The sequence below is a fragment of the Adhaeribacter terrigena genome (assembly GCF_016623615.1).
GTDB lineage: Bacteria > Bacteroidota > Bacteroidia > Cytophagales > Hymenobacteraceae > Adhaeribacter_A > Adhaeribacter_A terrigena.
In genome coordinates this window covers 329,265-345,335 of sequence record NZ_JAEHFX010000002.1, presented here as the reverse complement: position 1 = coordinate 345,335, position 16,071 = coordinate 329,265, and the positions used below count along the sequence as shown (strand labels likewise).

The window sequence follows — 16,071 nt, the reverse complement described above, 5'->3', positions numbered from 1 at the left end:
GGCCTTTTCTATACCGTTTCGCCCCCGCAGCTAGAGCCCGCGCCGGCTGTGCAACCGTAGCAATGCTGGTTCAAAACAATATGGCGCGTGCTGAGTTTTTCCAGGTCGAAATCGCGGATGTGTTGCGAATGTTTGGCCGCTACTTTCAAATCCAGCATCTGGTTGAAATCGCAGTCGTATAAAAAACCGTCCCAACCCACCGAGATCGTATTCCGGCACATGACCTTGGCGGCGGCTATCGGGTTGAAAGCGTTTACCAGTTTTTCCATGTACGCTTCGTAATTTCTGCTTTCCAGCAAATAATCCAGGAAACGGCTAACGGGTAAATTAGTGATGGCAAGCAGGTTATTGAATTCGATATGGTAACCGGTTTTCAGGCGGCGCTTGAATTCTTTTTCTAAACTGCTTTGGCTCCCCGGTAAAAAAGCGCCGGCCGGGTTATATACCAGATCCAGCTGCAAGCCCGAATTTTCCTGTCCGTAGCCCACCGCGTTCAGCATCTGCAAAGCCTTGATGGACTTTTCAAAAACACCTTCGCCCCGCTGCGCATCCGTACGCGAAGCCGCAAAATAAGGCAGCGACGAAACCACGTGTACGTTGTGCGCTTTAAAAAACTCCGGCAGGTCGTAATATTTCGGGTTAGCCAGCAAAATGGTGAGGTTGCAGCGCACCATGATCTTTTTACCGAGTTTCGAAATCTCTTCCACAAACCACCGGAAATCCGGGTTCATTTCGGGCGCGCCGCCGGTAATATCTACGGTATCGATGCTGGTGGTGGCCAGAATAACCAGGCATTCCAGCATGGTTTCGCGCGTCATGATCTCTTTGCGGTCCGGGCCGGCATCTACGTGGCAATGGCGGCAAATCTGGTTGCACATTTTGCCCACATTTACCTGAAAAATCTGGATGCCGGTTGGTTTCAGCGGAAAAAGTTCGTGTTGCGCCAGCTTTTCGCCGAAAAAGGGAAATTCTTTTCCGGAATTCGAACGCTGGTTTAAAACGGTAAGCTGAAATTCGGGCGTTGCCAAAGGCAAGGCCTGGGCTTGTAACGATTTTTTCAACATTACATGCTCACTTCTTTAATCTTATTCATCATCTGCACACCATGCACCAGCGTAGCCCCGCCTTTTATGGCCGCCGCTACGTGAATGGCTTCCATCATCTGGTTTTCGTCGGCGCCTTTTTCCAGCGAATCGGTGGTATACGCATCGATGCAATACGGGCACTGCACCGCGTGAGCCACCGCCAGCGCGATCAGCGATTTTTCCCGCTCCGTCAGGGCCCCTTCCTTAAAAACTTCGGCGTAATAACTGAAGAATTTCTTGCCCATTTCCGGCTGCAGATCGGTTATGCTGCCAAATTTCGGTAAGTCGGCGGGGTTATAATAGCTGTTTTCCATGCGCGTGAGTCGGTTTAAAGTACGTCTTAAAGATAAGCATAAACTTTTTGTGCCCGAAACGGTACTCTTTTTATAATTATTGAATGAGTGAATTATTGAATGTGGAAATATAAAAATGAGATAATTCAGAAATTTATAAATTCGATGAGCAAATGCGTGCCCGGGTGAAAAATAAAAATCATTCCCTAACTCAAAAACTCACTCATTCACCAATTCACTCATTCAATCATTCTTAAAACCTGAAAATAAAACTATGGCTATACAATCGTTGAACCCGGCTACCGGCAAAGTGGAAAAAACCTTCGAACCGCATACAGCCGCGGAAATTGAAAAGCTGCTGCAGCAGGGTGAAAAAACGTTTCAGCAGTGGCGGAAAACCAATTTTACGCACCGCGCCGAACTGATGCGTTTTTGCGTGGGCGAACTAAGCGGCAATACGGAGAAATACGCCCAGATCATTACCCTGGAAATGGGCAAACCGATTCAGGAAGCGCGTGCCGAAGTAAAAAAATGCGCCGCGGCCTGCGAATATTACGCCGCCCACGCCGAAGCTTTTTTAGCCGACGAACAAATAAAAACCGGAGCCACCCGCAGCTACATTGCCTACGATCCGCTGGGCATTATTTTAGCCGTAATGCCCTGGAATTTTCCGTTCTGGCAGGTTTTCCGGTTTGCGGCGCCCGCAATTATGGCCGGCAACGTAGGCATTCTGAAACACGCTTCCAACGTGCCACAGTGCGCGCTGGCCATAGAAGAAATTTTCCTGAAAGCCGGTTTCCCTAAAGGCGTTTTTCAAACCGTTTTGGTGGAATCTGATGGCGTGGATCCGCTTATTAAAGACGACCGGGTGAAAGCTGTAACGCTTACCGGCAGCGAAGGCGCAGGCGCGCACGTAGCCAGCGTGGCGGGCAAAGAGATCAAGAAAACGGTGCTGGAATTAGGCGGTTCCGATGCCTTCGTGGTTTTAAAAGATGCAGATCTGGAAACCGCTGCAGAAACCGCCGTAAAATCGCGCATGATCAATACCGGGCAGAGCTGCATTGCCGCCAAACGCTTTATCGTGGAAAAGCCGGTAGCCGAAGAATTTATCCAGAAAATGAAAACGAAAATGGCTGCGCTGAAAACCGGCGATCCGGCTTCGGAAGATATTCAATACGGTCCGCTGGCACGTAAAGACCTGGCCGAAACCCTGGCCGATCAGGTAAAAAGGTCGGTAGCGGCCGGGGCCGAAATTGTGCTGGAAGGTGGGCAAAAAGACAAAGAAACGGCTTATTTCCAACCGATGATCCTTCATAAGGTAAAACCCGGCATGCCGGCTTTCGACGAAGAATTATTTGGCCCGGTTGCAGCCGTTATTGTTGCCAGCGACGAAGAAGAAGCCCTGCTTTTAGCTAATAATTCCCGCTTCGGTTTGGGAGGCTCTATCTGGACGCAGGACCATGCGAAAGGGCAGAAACTGGCCCGGCAAATGGAATCGGGAGCAGTTTTCATCAATGCGCTGGTGGCTTCGCACCCGGAAATGCCCTTTGGCGGAATAAAAAAATCGGGGTACGGCCGCGAGCTTTCCTATATTGGCATCCGCGAATTCGTGAATCAGAAAACCATCTGGCTGGCTTAGATCCGTTGACTGAAGTCAACGGCATGGGATACTTTTACTACACCATGTCGCAAGTTTAAGCGCAGCCGTAACTTGTGACATGGTACTATTAACCAGTTTAAAACTGGTGAGAGCAGTGCGACTTTTCTATGGCAAAAACCTACCGTTTTCAAAACCTACTGTGTCGGTTGCCTTGCAGGCAATTCAGGTGCAAACTGAAAAATTACGTTCCTACAAGTTACGGCTGCGCCTAAACTGGCGGAATGATCATCCGATTTTTGGGTAAGGCAGTTAAATATAGCCAAGCACTTTATACAAAAAAAACCCTACCATTTCGTGCACTAAAACCGACCAGTAATGCAGGCAATATTCCTGGGGCAGCAAAAGATCGTCGGGCGTAAAACTGCGGTCTACGGAGTAAAAATCAGCCGGAAAAATATCGGGTTGTAAGCCCGCTTTCTTAAAACAGCCTTCGGAACGGCGCATGTGAAAAGCAGAAGTGATGAGCAAAGTACTTTTCAGTTCCGGGTGTTTACCGAGCAATTCTTTGGTATAAAGGGCATTTTCGCGGGTATTGCGGCTTTGGTCTTCTACCAGAATATCGTTTTCCGGAACGTTGGCCATTTGCAGAATTTTATGCAGTTCGTCGGCTTCGGTGGCGTATCTTTCTAATATGGCACCCGAACCGCCACTGATGATGATCTTCTTTATTTTGCCGGCACGATACAAATGTAAAGCGTGCATAATGCGGTCGGCGCCTTTATTTAAATAAACCCGGTCGTGCGGCGATTTATCGCCGGAAGTAATGCCGGTAAGCACTATGCCGGCATCGTAAACCGGCAGTTCTTTGATGGGTACTGGCGGCTTTTCCCAGGCAAGGAATGCTTCGTTAATCAGAAACGGGTTCGATAATAAAAGCAGCAACCCGATCGCTGCCATCAGGAAGCGTTTGCGATAAAGGGGATTCTTCAGGATAAGCCCCAGCAGCAGCAAAACAAAGATCCAGATAATGGGCAACAGCAGAAAATCAAGCAGCTTGGAAAGGTAGAAAAACATACGGTCAGACAGATTTCCTGCGAAGGTAACAATTCCGGTTCCGGCAGCAAAAACGCTATGGTTTCAGGCCTGAAAACTCGCAAGAAGTTTCTGCCGCATTTAAACTGTCGCAGCAAAAAACGGTTCACAATTAAAGCCAAAAATCATTGCTGCCAGCGGCTTTTCAGAATCTTATTCCGCCAGCATCAGTTCGCGGATGTATTTTACCGGCGCGCTGCCGTAACTTAAAAACTGCTCGTGGAATTCTTTCAGATCGAATGCTTTGCCTTGTTTCTTTTTGAGTTCTTCGCGCAGGTCGTAGATCTCAGAAAAACCGGTAAAGTAACTGCTTAACTGTACCTGGCTGAGTTTGGCACGCGTCCATTTTTCGCGGGCTTCAATTTCCTCCTGGAATCCTTCTTTCCGCAGCAGGTTCATGGCCTCTTTTTCAGAAATTCCCAGCACGTGTACGCTGTAATCCAGAATGGCGTTCAGCGTTACCCGTAGGTTCCATTTGTTGTACATCAGCCACATTTCCGGACTGTTCTGGTAGCCATTTTCCAGCATCATGATTTCGGCGTAAACCGCCCAACCTTCTATCATGGCCCCGTTGCCTAAAATTGCTTTTATGATTGAGGGCGCTTTGTTGCTGTAAACCAGCTGCGTGTAATGGCCAGGAATGGCTTCGTGAATATTCAGGATCTGAAGCGTATAATTGTTGTATTCCCGCAGGTAGCTTTCCGCTTCTTTCTCCGAATATCCATCCAGCGGCGTAACGTTGTAATACGTATCGGCTTTCTGGTCGTAAGGGCCGGGGGCGGAAACCGATGCTCCGGCCCCTCCGCCACGCATGTAAAGCGGCGTTTCGCGCACCACCAGCGGCCGGCTCGGGTCCTGGGTAAGCAGCTTTTTTTCGTTCACAAACTTTACAAGTTCCGGTATCTGGTTGCGGATCGCATTTACAAAATTCTCGCGGGGAACGTGTTTTTCAGAGAGTTTTGAGATCATTTTCCCTACCATTTCCAGGCTGTCTGCCGGGGCTGCTTCGGTAAAATATTTGGGCCAGAGCTGGCGGCTTAATTTTATCATCTGGCTGTGCAGCATTTTTTTGCGCGCCAGGGCTTTCCGGTAAATTTCTTCTGACGAGTTGCTGGCCTGAATTTCGTAGCGGAATTTCTGGGCAAACATTGCTTTCCCGATCCGGAAACTACGGGGATTTTTACTATTCTTTAGTTGCGGCAACAAACTATTTTCGAGGTAGCGGGCATAACCGTTCACAGCCATTTTGGCCGTGGCAATCCGCTGGCGCAGCACGTCTTTTTCTTCGGGTTTTAAACCGGAAATTTCTACCGAATCGAGCATGGCTTTGCCGAAAATTTCCGCGGTGCCTTTGTTCTGCACAATGGCCAGTTGCGTATGTTCTACGGTAGGATTCTTAAGGCTGGCAATGGCGGTTTCGTAATAAAGCGGGGCTTTGTCGAGTTTATGCGAAAGGGCCCGTAAACGCACGTTCAGCTTATCGTATCGGCCATTCAGGATTTCTGCTACACTGTTCCCGATATTATACGCGGAAGGATCCCACTCATGAGGCCGCAACACGCTGTCTTGCCAGATGGCGTACTCCATAAAATTTTCCATCATGCGGTGATCGGTTTGGTTATTAGCCGATAGCGCTTTTAAGTCCATTGCAGCCATTTCTGCCAGCCGGGTTTTGTAGGTTCTTATTACTCCGGCGCGGCGCTGTACGGTGGGTATTACAAGCACACTGTCGTATTTATGATAGCCCATAGCGCTGGCCCATTCGGGGTTCATGCGCCAGAGTTTTTCTACCCAGCTTTTTTTGTATTCGTCGAATTTATGATCAGGCGTTTCATCAGCCTTTTCTTCTTTTGCTCTTTCTGAAGAACAGGAAAATAAGCCGCCGGTAACAAGCAGGAAAAGCAGTAAATATAAAACCCGTGTTCGCATAGAAATTGGATGGTGTGGCAAAAAAGGTACAGACGTACCGATGAATGTTGGAAGATAAGCTCTAAATTATTGGCAAACAAACGCGCCTTACGGAAAGGAACGGCAGGTAGTTTTTAACCTGAAACTCATAGCGTTTTCCAGACTTTTTAAGCCCGAACCCATAGCGTTTTTAAAGACTTGAAGATCAGAAAAAGCGGCGCACCAGCCACATGATCACGCTTATTAAAATACTGAGCAGCAGCATGGTTACCCACGGAAAATAAACGCGCACATTTTTACTTTCGTAGCGCACATCGCCGGGCAGGTTGCCAAACCAATGCAATTTATCGCCAAGAAGCCAGATAAGCAGACCAAGCAGCGCTAAACCGATTCCGGCCAGCACCAGTATTTTTCCGAGACCGGGCATTTTATTCTGTCTTTAGAGCCTTTAAAATCAATTCACGAAGATAATCACCTGACTTTTTAAATGAAACCCCGAACAGGCCCGCGTTTTAGGTAGCAAGATAAACCTTGCAGCGCCCGATTCTTCTACAGGTAAATCTGGGCCTAATTGTGTTTTATTACAAAAAGGATTAAAAGCACAATACCGGTTACGGCGGCACTGGCGTGCAGAAGGGGGAAGTAACGGGGCATTTCGCGGTTCATGATTTTATCCCAGGTGGCCATAAACGCCCCGCCAAATATGGCAACAATAAAAAAGAAAATGCTGGCGTAGGGTATTTCCGAATTAGTTTCCTGCGCACTGAAGTAAAACAAAATCCCGATGGCAAAACCGGCAAATAAACCATGCAGCAGCATGGCACTGTTCTGCCGGGGTTTCTTTTTAAACACCCGGCTTAACATATACAAGCCCACCAAAGCAGCTAAACCGAAAAAAATAAGCGCCCATTCTAAGTGATGAATTACCATATCTTCCAGGTTTAATTGCCGTTTTTGCCAATACGGTTAAAAAATGAATTTGGTACCAAAGGCCAGGTTCAGAATGTCCCAGATTGGCAGGTGTTTGTTTCCGAATTTACTAACTACGTCCAGATCCGTAGTTCCCAGTTCGCCGTAAAGCTGCACGCGTTTAATCATGGTAGCATCCCTGCCGATCTTTTTACTGATTGCGGTCCCAATAAAAGGGGTAAAACGCAGGCTGGAAGCCCACCAGTAATATTTATCCGGGTAACGTTTGGGGAGACTGGTAAAAAACTGGGGCCCGTAAGAATAGCTAATGCCGGTTCCAAGGCGCAAGGGTTCTAACAAATATCCTTTTTCCAGATCTACCGACCAGGGGTGCCAGGCGGTTTTAGCAGTAAGAATGTGAATGCTGGTATTCGATTCAAAAGCCGGAACAAAGCCATACATAATATCAGTCTGCACTTTGTCGTGCAAATAACTGTAACCAACGCCCGCTGAAATCAACCCGATATTCCCGGCAAACTGGGCAACGGCATGATCCGGAATGTACCATTTCCGGTCGGTATCGGAAGTATGTGAATCCTGAGCATAAGCGCCAAAAGATGCATTGGCAATGAAAAGCAGCAGGCAATATTTTATAAACGTTTTCATTCAGAATTTAAGCTTAAAATAAGATGCGTTTCAGTTCTATCTGGCGGCCGGTTACGGCAATTTCTTCGTAGCCACGTTTCTCCACGCTTCCTACGATCAGGTAATCTACCGCATCGCCATAATACTTGCGGGGTTCTCGGTAGCCGTGCTGGTGCCCGTGGATCGAAACTTTTACCTTACTTTGGTTCGAGATCCGGTTAAATTCTTCTTCCATGCTTTTATCAAAATCTGCATCGAAGGGCGGGATATGCGAAAGCACAAATGCCTGGTCGAAATTGGCAGTATCTTGCAAGGCTTTGCGGAAGAAATCCAGGTCCGGCACCGGTTCATCAAATTCGAGCGAGTTGGTATTGATGAACACAAAGCGGTTGCGGCCGATATTCATGGTATAATCGTAAGGGCCGTACATGGCCTGGTAAATTTTCTTGCCATTTCCCACGCAATCGTGGTTGCCGATCACGGTCAGGAAAGGAATTTTCAGCTTTTGCATCCGGTCGTTTATCCAGCGGTACTCTTTGGTTTGGCCAAAATCGGTAATATCGCCGGTAATGATTACAAAATCGAGATCATTGCGGTTATTGAGCGCATCTACGGCGTCATCGAGTTCGTCGTAAAAACGTTGCGTATCGGAAATAACCGCAAACCGGAAAGTTGTTCTTTTATCAAGATCCAGAGCCTGGATCTTCTCGAGGTTTTTGCGCGTAAGGTCTTGTTCACTTTCGTCCAGCCGCACTTCGTTGGGGCTGTATTCAAATTTTTCGCAGGCGGAAACACCAATCAATAAAGGCAGGCAAACCGTAATGGCCAGCTTGCGGAAATAAGATAAGTACATTGCTTTTAGTATAAATAGGGATTCTTTTATATTCACTATACCGCTGCGGCAGCCATGTAGTTACAAACCAGCGCAAACTATCTCTTAAAACATTATATTTCAGCAACATATTTCCTTATTTAGCTGCAAAAACAGGATAATATGCGCCAACGGGCTTTCAATTTTCACTCATTTTATTAACAGCCCATTCCGGAAAAAGTTAAAAAACGGTATAATTTAAAACTCAAAAACCCGACCTTATCCAGACCGGGTTTTTAAAATAAAATGAATTAAAAAGATCAGGTTTCTATCAGCCTGGTTTTAAGTCCGCCGGTGCTGCCGTCAGCCATTTTTCCCAGCACATAAGCATCTATCTGCGTCTGACCGGTACGAAAAACGGCCACGTCTTTCAATTCCTGCTTCAACACGTTTTCCAGTTCCCGGAAACGTTGCGCGCGGGCCTTATCTTCTTCGGAAAATTCGGGCAATTCGCGGGTCTGGTTGCGCAGGAAATAGGTTAGCTCCTGCTTTTCAATTCCTGCTTCCGCCGGTAAATTCAAGGCCTGCTTCACGCTTTCTTCGTCCAGGGCTAGGAGTTTTCCGGCCGGAAACGATACCGTTTCGAAAGGGTAATCCGATTCGCTCATGAAAAGTAAACCGGCCGAAGCCTTTTTCAATTTATCAAGCGTATTTTCCATCGTAATTGAAGTATAATTGATCTGAAATGCTGCTTACGTAAAATCCGCAAACAGTTTTTATCTTCTGAACGATAGCGTTTTGAAACGAAAAACCTCAAAGGGGAAGCGTTCCTGAGGTTTTTATTTGCAGTTCAGGCCGGTAAAACGCTATAGTTTAGAACAAAAAAGTAACCTTGCCTTCTTCGTTCAGCACCAGTTGCGCCTCGAATTTATTGCCGGTTTTGGGCGAAGTAAAGCCTTTGATCTTGGCTGTTTTGCCTTTCAGGAGCAGTTCCGTAATTTGTTTTTCGCTCAGGTTTTTTCCGGCCAGTTCAAACGGCAAACGCAGCGTACAACCCTCCCGGAAACGGCTGCAGCCGTAAGCTGCATTGCCTTTCAAAACTTTGCCTTGCTTGCAGGCCGGGCAGGTTTCAAACGGATCGGCTTTGGGCCCGGCGGCTATTTTTTCGAACTGCAATTCGTGTTTTTCATCTAAAAACAAAGCGGCATCGAACTTTTCATTATTCTGAGCAAGCAAACCTTTCAGCACCGGTTTCTTATTCTTCAGAATAGCTACAACCTGCTTATCCGTCAGGGTTTTCTGATGCCATTCCATCGGTAATCTGAACGTACAGCCTTCTTTCCAGCGGGAGCAGCCAAAGGCCGACTTCCCTTTCAGAATTTTACCGCTTGTGCAAGCCGGGCAGGTTCCTAATTCGCCGCTGGCCGCAGCTTTTTCCGGTTTTTCCGTTTTGGGTTTGGCAGTTTTGGGAGCATTTTCGGTAGCGTTTTTAGCGACTGGTTTGGCTGAAGTTGCAGACTTGGCAGAAGTTTCGGCCGGCGCTTCAATTTTCAGGTTGCGGTTGTCGTATTTTACTTCGCTGGCTACTTCATGAACCAGTTGCTGCAATTCAGCCATAAATTCTTCCGGCTTCACCGCCCCGCTTTCGATCTGACGCAGCTTTTTTTCCCACTGACCGGTAAGTTCCACCGAAGTAAGCGTAGGGTTTTGAATTACACCGATCAAATCGATGCCCACCTGGGTAGGAATAATTTTCTTTTTATCTTTTTTAATGTACTGCCGTTTGTAAAGCGTTTCGATGATCGCGGCGCGGGTAGAGGGCCGGCCGATGCCGTTTTCTTTCAACGCTTCTTTCAGTTCATCGTCTTCCACTTGTTTACCCGCCGTTTCCATCGCGCGCAGCAAGGTAGCTTCGGTAAAATCCTTTGGCGGGCTGGTCATTTTTCTATCCAGCCACGGCTCATGCGGGCCGCTCTCGCCTTGCGTAAAGGCCGGTAAAATAGCCAGTTCTTCTTCGCCTTCTTTATCGGGAGTAGTTTCTTTTTTCGGCTCGTCTTTGTCGTACACCACGCGCCAGCCTGGCTCCAGGATCTGCTTGCCCTTCACCCGGAACGGATGGGTAGCCACATCGGCCTCAACGGTGGTATTGCTTACCTGACAATCGGGGTAAAAAGCTGCCAGAAAACGCCGGGTGATCACATCGTACACGTTTCCTTCGGCGCCATATAAATTGGTAGCTGACGCGCCGGTAGGAATAATGGCGTGGTGGTCAGTTACTTTATTGTTGTTGAAAACCTTGGTCGATTTCCGGATCTTGGTTTGTAGAAGTGGCGCAGCCAGTTGCTGATATTGCCCCGGCAACCCTTCCAGTACGCCCGGAATTTTCGGGTACATATCGTCTGGTAAATACGTGGTATCTACGCGCGGATAGGTTACAGCTTTTTTCTCGTAGAGACTTTGTACCGTTTTGAGCGTTTCATCGGCCGAAAGCCCGAATTTGTTGTTGCATTCGATCTGCAAAGAAGTAAGGTCGAACAAACGCGGTGCGCTTTCAATGCCTTTCTTGGTTTCCACGTTGGTGATCACCAGTTCCGCCGTTTTAATGGCTTCCAGAATTACCAGCGCCTTTTCTTCCTGCTGAAATTTGCCTTTTACGTAACTGAAATTGGTGTCGCGGTAGCGGGTTTTAAGTTCCCAGAAAGGCTCGGGTTTAAAATTCCGGATCTCGTGCCAGCGGTTCACGATCATGGCCAGCGTAGGCGTTTGCACCCTTCCTAAAGAAAGCAATTGCCGGTTCTGGCCGTATTTTATGGTGAATAAGCGCGTAGCATTAATACCCAGCAGCCAGTCGCCGATGGCGCGGCTTTTACCGGCCTGGTAAAGCAGGTCGAACTCGCTGCCTTCTTTGAGTTTGGCAAAACCCTGTCGGATCGCTTCTTCGGTTAAAGATGAGATCCAGAGGCGTTTGAACGGTTTGGTGAATTTGGCTTCGGTTAAAACCCAGCGTTGGATCACCTCTCCTTCCTGCCCGGCATCCCCGCAGTTTATTACCTCGGTAGCATTTTCAAGCAGCTTCTTTATTACGTTGAATTGCTGGGCCACGCCTTTGTTATCGATCAGCTTAATGCCGAAGCGTTCCGGCACCATTGGCAGTTCGGTCAGCGTCCAGCGTTTCCACTCCGGGCGGTAATCTTCCGGTTCGCGGAGCTGGCAAAAGTGCCCGAACGTCCAGGTTACCTGGTAGCCGTTTCCTTCAAAATAGCCATTCATTTTAGTTTTGGCGCCCAAAACCGTAGCGATTTCGCGGGCCACGCTGGGCTTTTCGGCAATGCAGACTTTCAACTCGAACCTTTTAAATTATACCTTAAAAAACTAACAAATATACGTTTTTTAACCGGCTTTTCCTTTTCTGAAAACCTTAAAAACGGTAGGGTTTAAAGCCAAAAAAGCGGCCTGCTTTACGCAGACCGCTTTTTTATAGGTTTATATAAGACAAATTCCCTTCGGAATTAATTTACTGAGAATTTAATATCAGTAGTACCTTCGTTCTGACGGCCGTCTACGGAACGGAACGTAAGCTGGTAATTACCAGGGGCCAGCGTATTGGGAGCCAGCAAGGTATCTAACTGATAAAAGTGTACATCCGGCTTACGCTGGAACGATACTACGTTTTCGCTACCGGCATTGCCATCCAGGCGCACCAGGTTAACGTCTAACTGCTTAATATTATCTTTATCGGTAAAGTTACCTTGCAGTTTAAAACCTTCTGAGGCTTTATAAACGTTTTCAGCAGCCGGTGCAGCTACTTTTGTATATGGAGTTGATCCATCCACTTTAACTTCTTCTTGTTCCAAAATGTTTTTACAACCTGTTAAAGTCAAAATGGCAAATGATATTGCTATGCTTGTAAATTTCATAATTTCTGGTTTGTGATAAAAGTCTTATTGCGTTTTGCTCCCCTATAACACATTGCTTTTACAGAATAGTTTAGTATTTTAAGAAGTAGATATATCCATATATCAATAAAATCAGTGGTTTTACAATTTTTTTGCGGCTGTTTACGTAAAATTGCAGCCTTTCAACAACAAAAATAATTTTAACCGGCCAAATGCTTTCCCTGAAAACCGGTGCTTATTCAGCGAAAAACCTTCCGGATTTGCCTTCTCAGAATTACCTGATTAAGTATTGATATTTTTTTAACCGAAACCACTTCATTTTCATTCAAAAGGCAGCAGGTTTATAGATTTTAAGCACAATTCAAAATTCGTGGCGTTTTGCAGTATTTATAAACCTGAAAGAAATCTCCTAAAACCAAATCGTAACAAAGCAAAACTTAAACTTAAAACCCGAAGGTGCCGTAAACCTCCTCACTGCTTTTTAAGCATGAAGTAATAAAGTTTATCATTCACTTTAAAAATCATCACAAAATGAGAAGACACGAGAATATTGGTTACGATGCGTTCAATACGTATCGCTCAGGAGATGAAAGTTCAAGAAGAAGCGATTACGGAAGCCACGAAAGTAATGCGCGGGGCGGGCGTAGTGTTTACGGCCGTTCCAGCCGCGATGTAGATGCTTCGGAACATAATTATTCTACCGAGCCAGGATTTTATGGCCGCGGTTATTCCGGCAGAAACCAATCGCAGCAGCAGCCATCAAATCAGCACTCGGGCAGTTACGAAAATAACCGTTACAGCCAGGTACGTCCGCAAAGCCAGGGTGGAAACTGGAGCCAGCAGAACTCGCGGGAACAATACAGCAATAATTCCTATAATTCCCCTTCTAATATGTACCGCGGCGACAACCGTTCGTGGCAGGACCGGAACGAGAACTGGGCCGACCGCACCGGAAACCGCATGGGAAACTGGGCAGACCGCGCCGAAGACCGCATAGAACAGTGGGGCGATAAAATAAACAATGCCTGGGACCGTTGGACCGGCGATGAAGACAACCGCGTGCGCCAGAACTGGATGAATCATCCGGAGCAGTACCCAACGTATAGCCATGGCAATGCCAACGCCAATCGTTATTCAGAAAACTACGATAATTCTTCTTACGGCAACTCTTCGTACGGCAACCGCTACGAAAACCGGGGTGAGCACCGCGATAATCGCAACGAAGACGAAGGCTTCTTTGAGCACCTTGGTAACCGCATCAGCAATGTCTGGGACCGTTGGGTTGGAGACGACAGCGACGAAGAAAGACGTTACCAGCAGCGCAGCCGTTATGGCAACTCCGGCAATCAATCTTCCGGAAACCGTTCAGGCCAATACGGCTCTTCTTCCCGCCGCGACGATTATGAGTGGTAAGATCAATTAAAAACATAATCGCTTAGCATAAAAAAAAGTCCCGAAATGTTTCGGGACTTTTTTTGCTTGTAAACCTACCGTTATTTTTTAATCATCACCCTAAACGGCAGGGTATTGTGGCAAGAATTATGAGAGCCATTTTTTTTCTTCAGCGGGGTTGGAATCGTAGATATGACCGAAACGTTTAAAATCGCCGATATCTACTTTCAGATCACGGAGCAAACCTTCCCGGATATCGTAAACCAAACCGTGTAGCTGCGGTGGGTTTTCAGTGCGCATGGCGTTCTGAATGATGGAGGTTTTAGCCAGGTTATGAATCTGCTCGATCACGTTCAACTCAACCATCCGCTTAAAACGTTCTTCATCGTTTTTTATGTAGGTGAACTCACTTTCGTGCAAACGGAACACATCTTTGATATTGGTCAGCCAGTTATCTATTAACCCGAATTGCTTATCGCTCATGGCTGCTGCCACGCCGCCGCAACCGTAATGCCCGCACACAATTACGTGCTTCACCTTTAATACTTCTACCGCATATTGCAGCACCGAAAGTAAATTGATATCGGTATGTACTACCAGGTTGGCAATATTACGATGCACAAACATTTCGCCCGGGCCGGTATTGCAAATGGTATTAGCCGAAACGCGGCTGTCGGAGCAACCAATAAACAAATAGTTCGGGTTTTGGCCGTTGGCGAATTGCTCAAAAAAGTCAGGATTCTCAGCGGTCTTTTCGGCAACCCACTGGCGGTTTCTTTCTAAAAGTTTATCTAATGACATATGCTGTGATTTTTTTTTAGGGTTAGTGAGCTGCTACAATTTCCACTGCCGGCACGTTGAGCAACTCTAGTTTAATATTTTTTTCGTAGGCTTTGGTTCTGAATTCCTGGATCGCTTCCAGCACGTCGTGGTCTATTACTTCCGAATGGGTTCCATCTATAACCACGTGGCTGTTAGCCGGTATATGGTCGAGGGTGAGTACAATGCTGGCTTTGTTTAAAAACGAAACGTGTTCGCTCAGTTTAAGCCGGATAATTTCTTTTTCGGCATACTTTTCCTTTTTAAAGAAATAAGGCGAACGGTAATTAGCCCGCAGGATATAAAATACCGCGATCACCATTCCAATACCAATTCCTTTCAGCAGATCAGAAAACAAGATCGCAATAATGGTTACAAAGAAAGGAATGAACTGCTCCTTGCCCAAACGGAACTGGCCTTTATATAGCGCCGGTTTGGTTAGCTTAAAACCCACTACCAGCAAAACCGCTGCCAGCGCCGACAAAGGTATCTGATTTAAAATATTTGCAAGAAAAAGAATGCTAAGCAACAGAAATACGCTGTGAACCATGGCAGAAACCCGGGTTTGGCCGCCGGCATTCAGGTTGGCTGAGCTTCTTACAATTACGGCTGTCATGGGCAAACCACCCAGTAAACCGCTCAGAATATTGCCTACGCCCTGAGCTTTCAGTTCGCGGTTTGCAGGGGTAATCCGTTTCTGGGGGTCCAGTTTATCTACTGCTTCCACGCTGAGCAGCGTTTCGAGGCTGGCCACAATGGCTATGGTAATGGCTACAAGATAAACGTTAATATTGGTAAACTGGCTCAGATCCGGGAACGTAAGTTCGCGCAAAAGATCGTCTACCGACTGAATAACCGGCAAATTGACCAGATGTTCCGAGGTAATATTCAACGTTGGCGTATTGGCAAAAAGAGAACCCAGCACAATAGACACGATAACTGCGATCAGCGCCGAAGGCACCAGCCGGAAAAAAGTATAGCGCTTCAGCCGGGCACTGTCCCAGATCAGGATAATGGCCAGCGAAACAACCCCGATGATCAGGGAGCCCATCTGAATATTGCCAAACGCTTTAAAGATCTCGGTAAAGGTGGTTTCACCATCGGGCTGAAAGAAATTCATATCGCCGAAGAAATCTTTATCGGCGCCCAGAAAATGTGGAATCTGCTTCAGGATAAGGGTTAAACCAATGGCCGCCAGCATACCCCTGATAACCGAAGAAGGAAAGAACAAACCAATGATTCCCGCTTTAGCATAGCCCAGAATGATCTGAAAAACGCCGGCCAGCACTACAGCCAGTAAAAATGCTTCGAAACTGCCTAAGGTGGTAATTCCGTTCAGCACGATAATGGTAAGGCCGGCTGCCGGGCCGCTTACGCTAAGTGCCGAGCCGCTTAGCAAGGCTACTACTAATCCACCAATAATACCGGTAATGAGGCCGGAGAAAGCAGGTGCACCGGAGGCCAGGGCAATTCCGAGGCAAAGCGGCAATGCCACCAGAAAAACCACCAAACCTGCCGGCAGATCTTTTTTTAATGAACTCCTATATTTTGCCAGGCTTAAACCCATAATTTAAATTTGCTTAATCATTTAAAAGAAAACGTTTCTTTCAATCACAATGCA

Annotated in this window: 15 protein-coding genes; 2 read left to right on the top strand and 13 right to left on the bottom strand. The window is 47.0% G+C overall.

From position 1 onward, the window contains the following. Nucleotides 1–8: 8 nt before the first annotated feature. Nucleotides 9–1,064: an arsenosugar biosynthesis radical SAM (seleno)protein ArsS gene (gene arsS, locus I5M27_RS05550; protein ID WP_200505185.1), complete on the bottom strand. Its 1,056-nt coding sequence runs from the start codon at nucleotides 1,062–1,064 to the stop codon at nucleotides 9–11. Next, the gene (locus I5M27_RS05545) at nucleotides 1,064–1,399 is read right to left on the bottom strand and encodes an arsenosugar biosynthesis-associated peroxidase-like protein (protein WP_200505184.1); all 336 of its coding nucleotides are present in this window, start codon (nucleotides 1,397–1,399) and stop codon (nucleotides 1,064–1,066) included. Before I5M27_RS05545 ends, arsS begins: the two co-directional genes overlap by 1 nt. Nucleotides 1,400–1,652: 253 nt before the next feature. On the opposite strand from I5M27_RS05545, the gene I5M27_RS05540 reads away from it, so the two are divergent. Further along, the gene (locus I5M27_RS05540; protein ID WP_200505183.1) at nucleotides 1,653–3,017 is read left to right on the top strand and encodes an NAD-dependent succinate-semialdehyde dehydrogenase; all 1,365 of its coding nucleotides are present in this window, start codon (nucleotides 1,653–1,655) and stop codon (nucleotides 3,015–3,017) included. Nucleotides 3,018–3,287: 270 nt separating this feature from the next. Here I5M27_RS05540 and I5M27_RS05535 read toward each other — a convergent pair whose 3' ends face one another. The 9 genes from I5M27_RS05535 to I5M27_RS05495 all read right to left on the bottom strand — a co-directional run bounded on the left by I5M27_RS05535 (nucleotide 3,288) and on the right by I5M27_RS05495 (nucleotide 12,197). Continuing rightward, complete coding sequence (locus I5M27_RS05535) at nucleotides 3,288–4,052, bottom strand: YdcF family protein (protein ID WP_200505182.1); 765 nt, start codon at nucleotides 4,050–4,052, stop codon at nucleotides 3,288–3,290. A 171-nt stretch (nucleotides 4,053–4,223) separates the two neighbouring features. Continuing rightward, nucleotides 4,224–5,999: a DUF885 domain-containing protein gene (locus tag I5M27_RS05530; protein ID WP_200505181.1), complete on the bottom strand. Its 1,776-nt coding sequence runs from the start codon at nucleotides 5,997–5,999 to the stop codon at nucleotides 4,224–4,226. A 184-nt stretch (nucleotides 6,000–6,183) separates the two neighbouring features. Beyond that, on the bottom strand, nucleotides 6,184–6,405 hold the full coding sequence (locus tag I5M27_RS05525) for a DUF2905 domain-containing protein (protein ID WP_200505180.1): 222 nt from the start codon (nucleotides 6,403–6,405) through the stop codon (nucleotides 6,184–6,186). 140 nt (nucleotides 6,406–6,545) lie between these two features. Next, nucleotides 6,546–6,908 (bottom strand): hypothetical protein, encoded by a 363-nt coding sequence (locus tag I5M27_RS05520; protein WP_200505179.1) that lies wholly within the window; start codon nucleotides 6,906–6,908, stop codon nucleotides 6,546–6,548. A 36-nt stretch (nucleotides 6,909–6,944) separates the two neighbouring features. Then, complete coding sequence (locus tag I5M27_RS05515) at nucleotides 6,945–7,553, bottom strand: hypothetical protein (RefSeq protein WP_200505178.1); 609 nt, start codon at nucleotides 7,551–7,553, stop codon at nucleotides 6,945–6,947. 13 nt (nucleotides 7,554–7,566) lie between these two features. Continuing rightward, complete coding sequence (locus I5M27_RS05510; protein ID WP_200505177.1) at nucleotides 7,567–8,385, bottom strand: metallophosphoesterase family protein; 819 nt, start codon at nucleotides 8,383–8,385, stop codon at nucleotides 7,567–7,569. Nucleotides 8,386–8,663: 278 nt separating this feature from the next. Further along, on the bottom strand, nucleotides 8,664–9,062 hold the full coding sequence (locus I5M27_RS05505; protein WP_200505176.1) for a nuclease A inhibitor family protein: 399 nt from the start codon (nucleotides 9,060–9,062) through the stop codon (nucleotides 8,664–8,666). Between the two features lie 154 nt (nucleotides 9,063–9,216). Beyond that, entirely contained in the window at nucleotides 9,217–11,685 is a 2,469-nt protein-coding gene (locus I5M27_RS05500) for a type IA DNA topoisomerase (RefSeq protein ID WP_200505175.1), read from the bottom strand. Between the two features lie 167 nt (nucleotides 11,686–11,852). Beyond that, nucleotides 11,853–12,197 (bottom strand): hypothetical protein, encoded by a 345-nt coding sequence (locus tag I5M27_RS05495; protein ID WP_200505174.1) that lies wholly within the window; start codon nucleotides 12,195–12,197, stop codon nucleotides 11,853–11,855. 573 nt (nucleotides 12,198–12,770) lie between these two features. Between I5M27_RS05495 and I5M27_RS05490 the strand changes: the two genes are divergently transcribed. After that, nucleotides 12,771–13,652 (top strand): hypothetical protein, encoded by an 882-nt coding sequence (locus I5M27_RS05490; protein ID WP_200505173.1) that lies wholly within the window; start codon nucleotides 12,771–12,773, stop codon nucleotides 13,650–13,652. Nucleotides 13,653–13,778: 126 nt separating this feature from the next. On the opposite strand, the gene I5M27_RS05485 is transcribed toward I5M27_RS05490, so the two are convergent. After that, complete coding sequence (locus I5M27_RS05485; protein ID WP_200505172.1) at nucleotides 13,779–14,432, bottom strand: carbonic anhydrase; 654 nt, start codon at nucleotides 14,430–14,432, stop codon at nucleotides 13,779–13,781. 22 nt (nucleotides 14,433–14,454) lie between these two features. Beyond that, nucleotides 14,455–16,017 carry a SulP family inorganic anion transporter gene (locus I5M27_RS05480; RefSeq protein WP_200505171.1) on the bottom strand — a complete coding sequence of 521 codons (1,563 nt, stop codon included), beginning with the start codon at nucleotides 16,015–16,017 and terminating at the stop codon, nucleotides 14,455–14,457. Nucleotides 16,018–16,071: the final 54 nt, after the last annotated feature.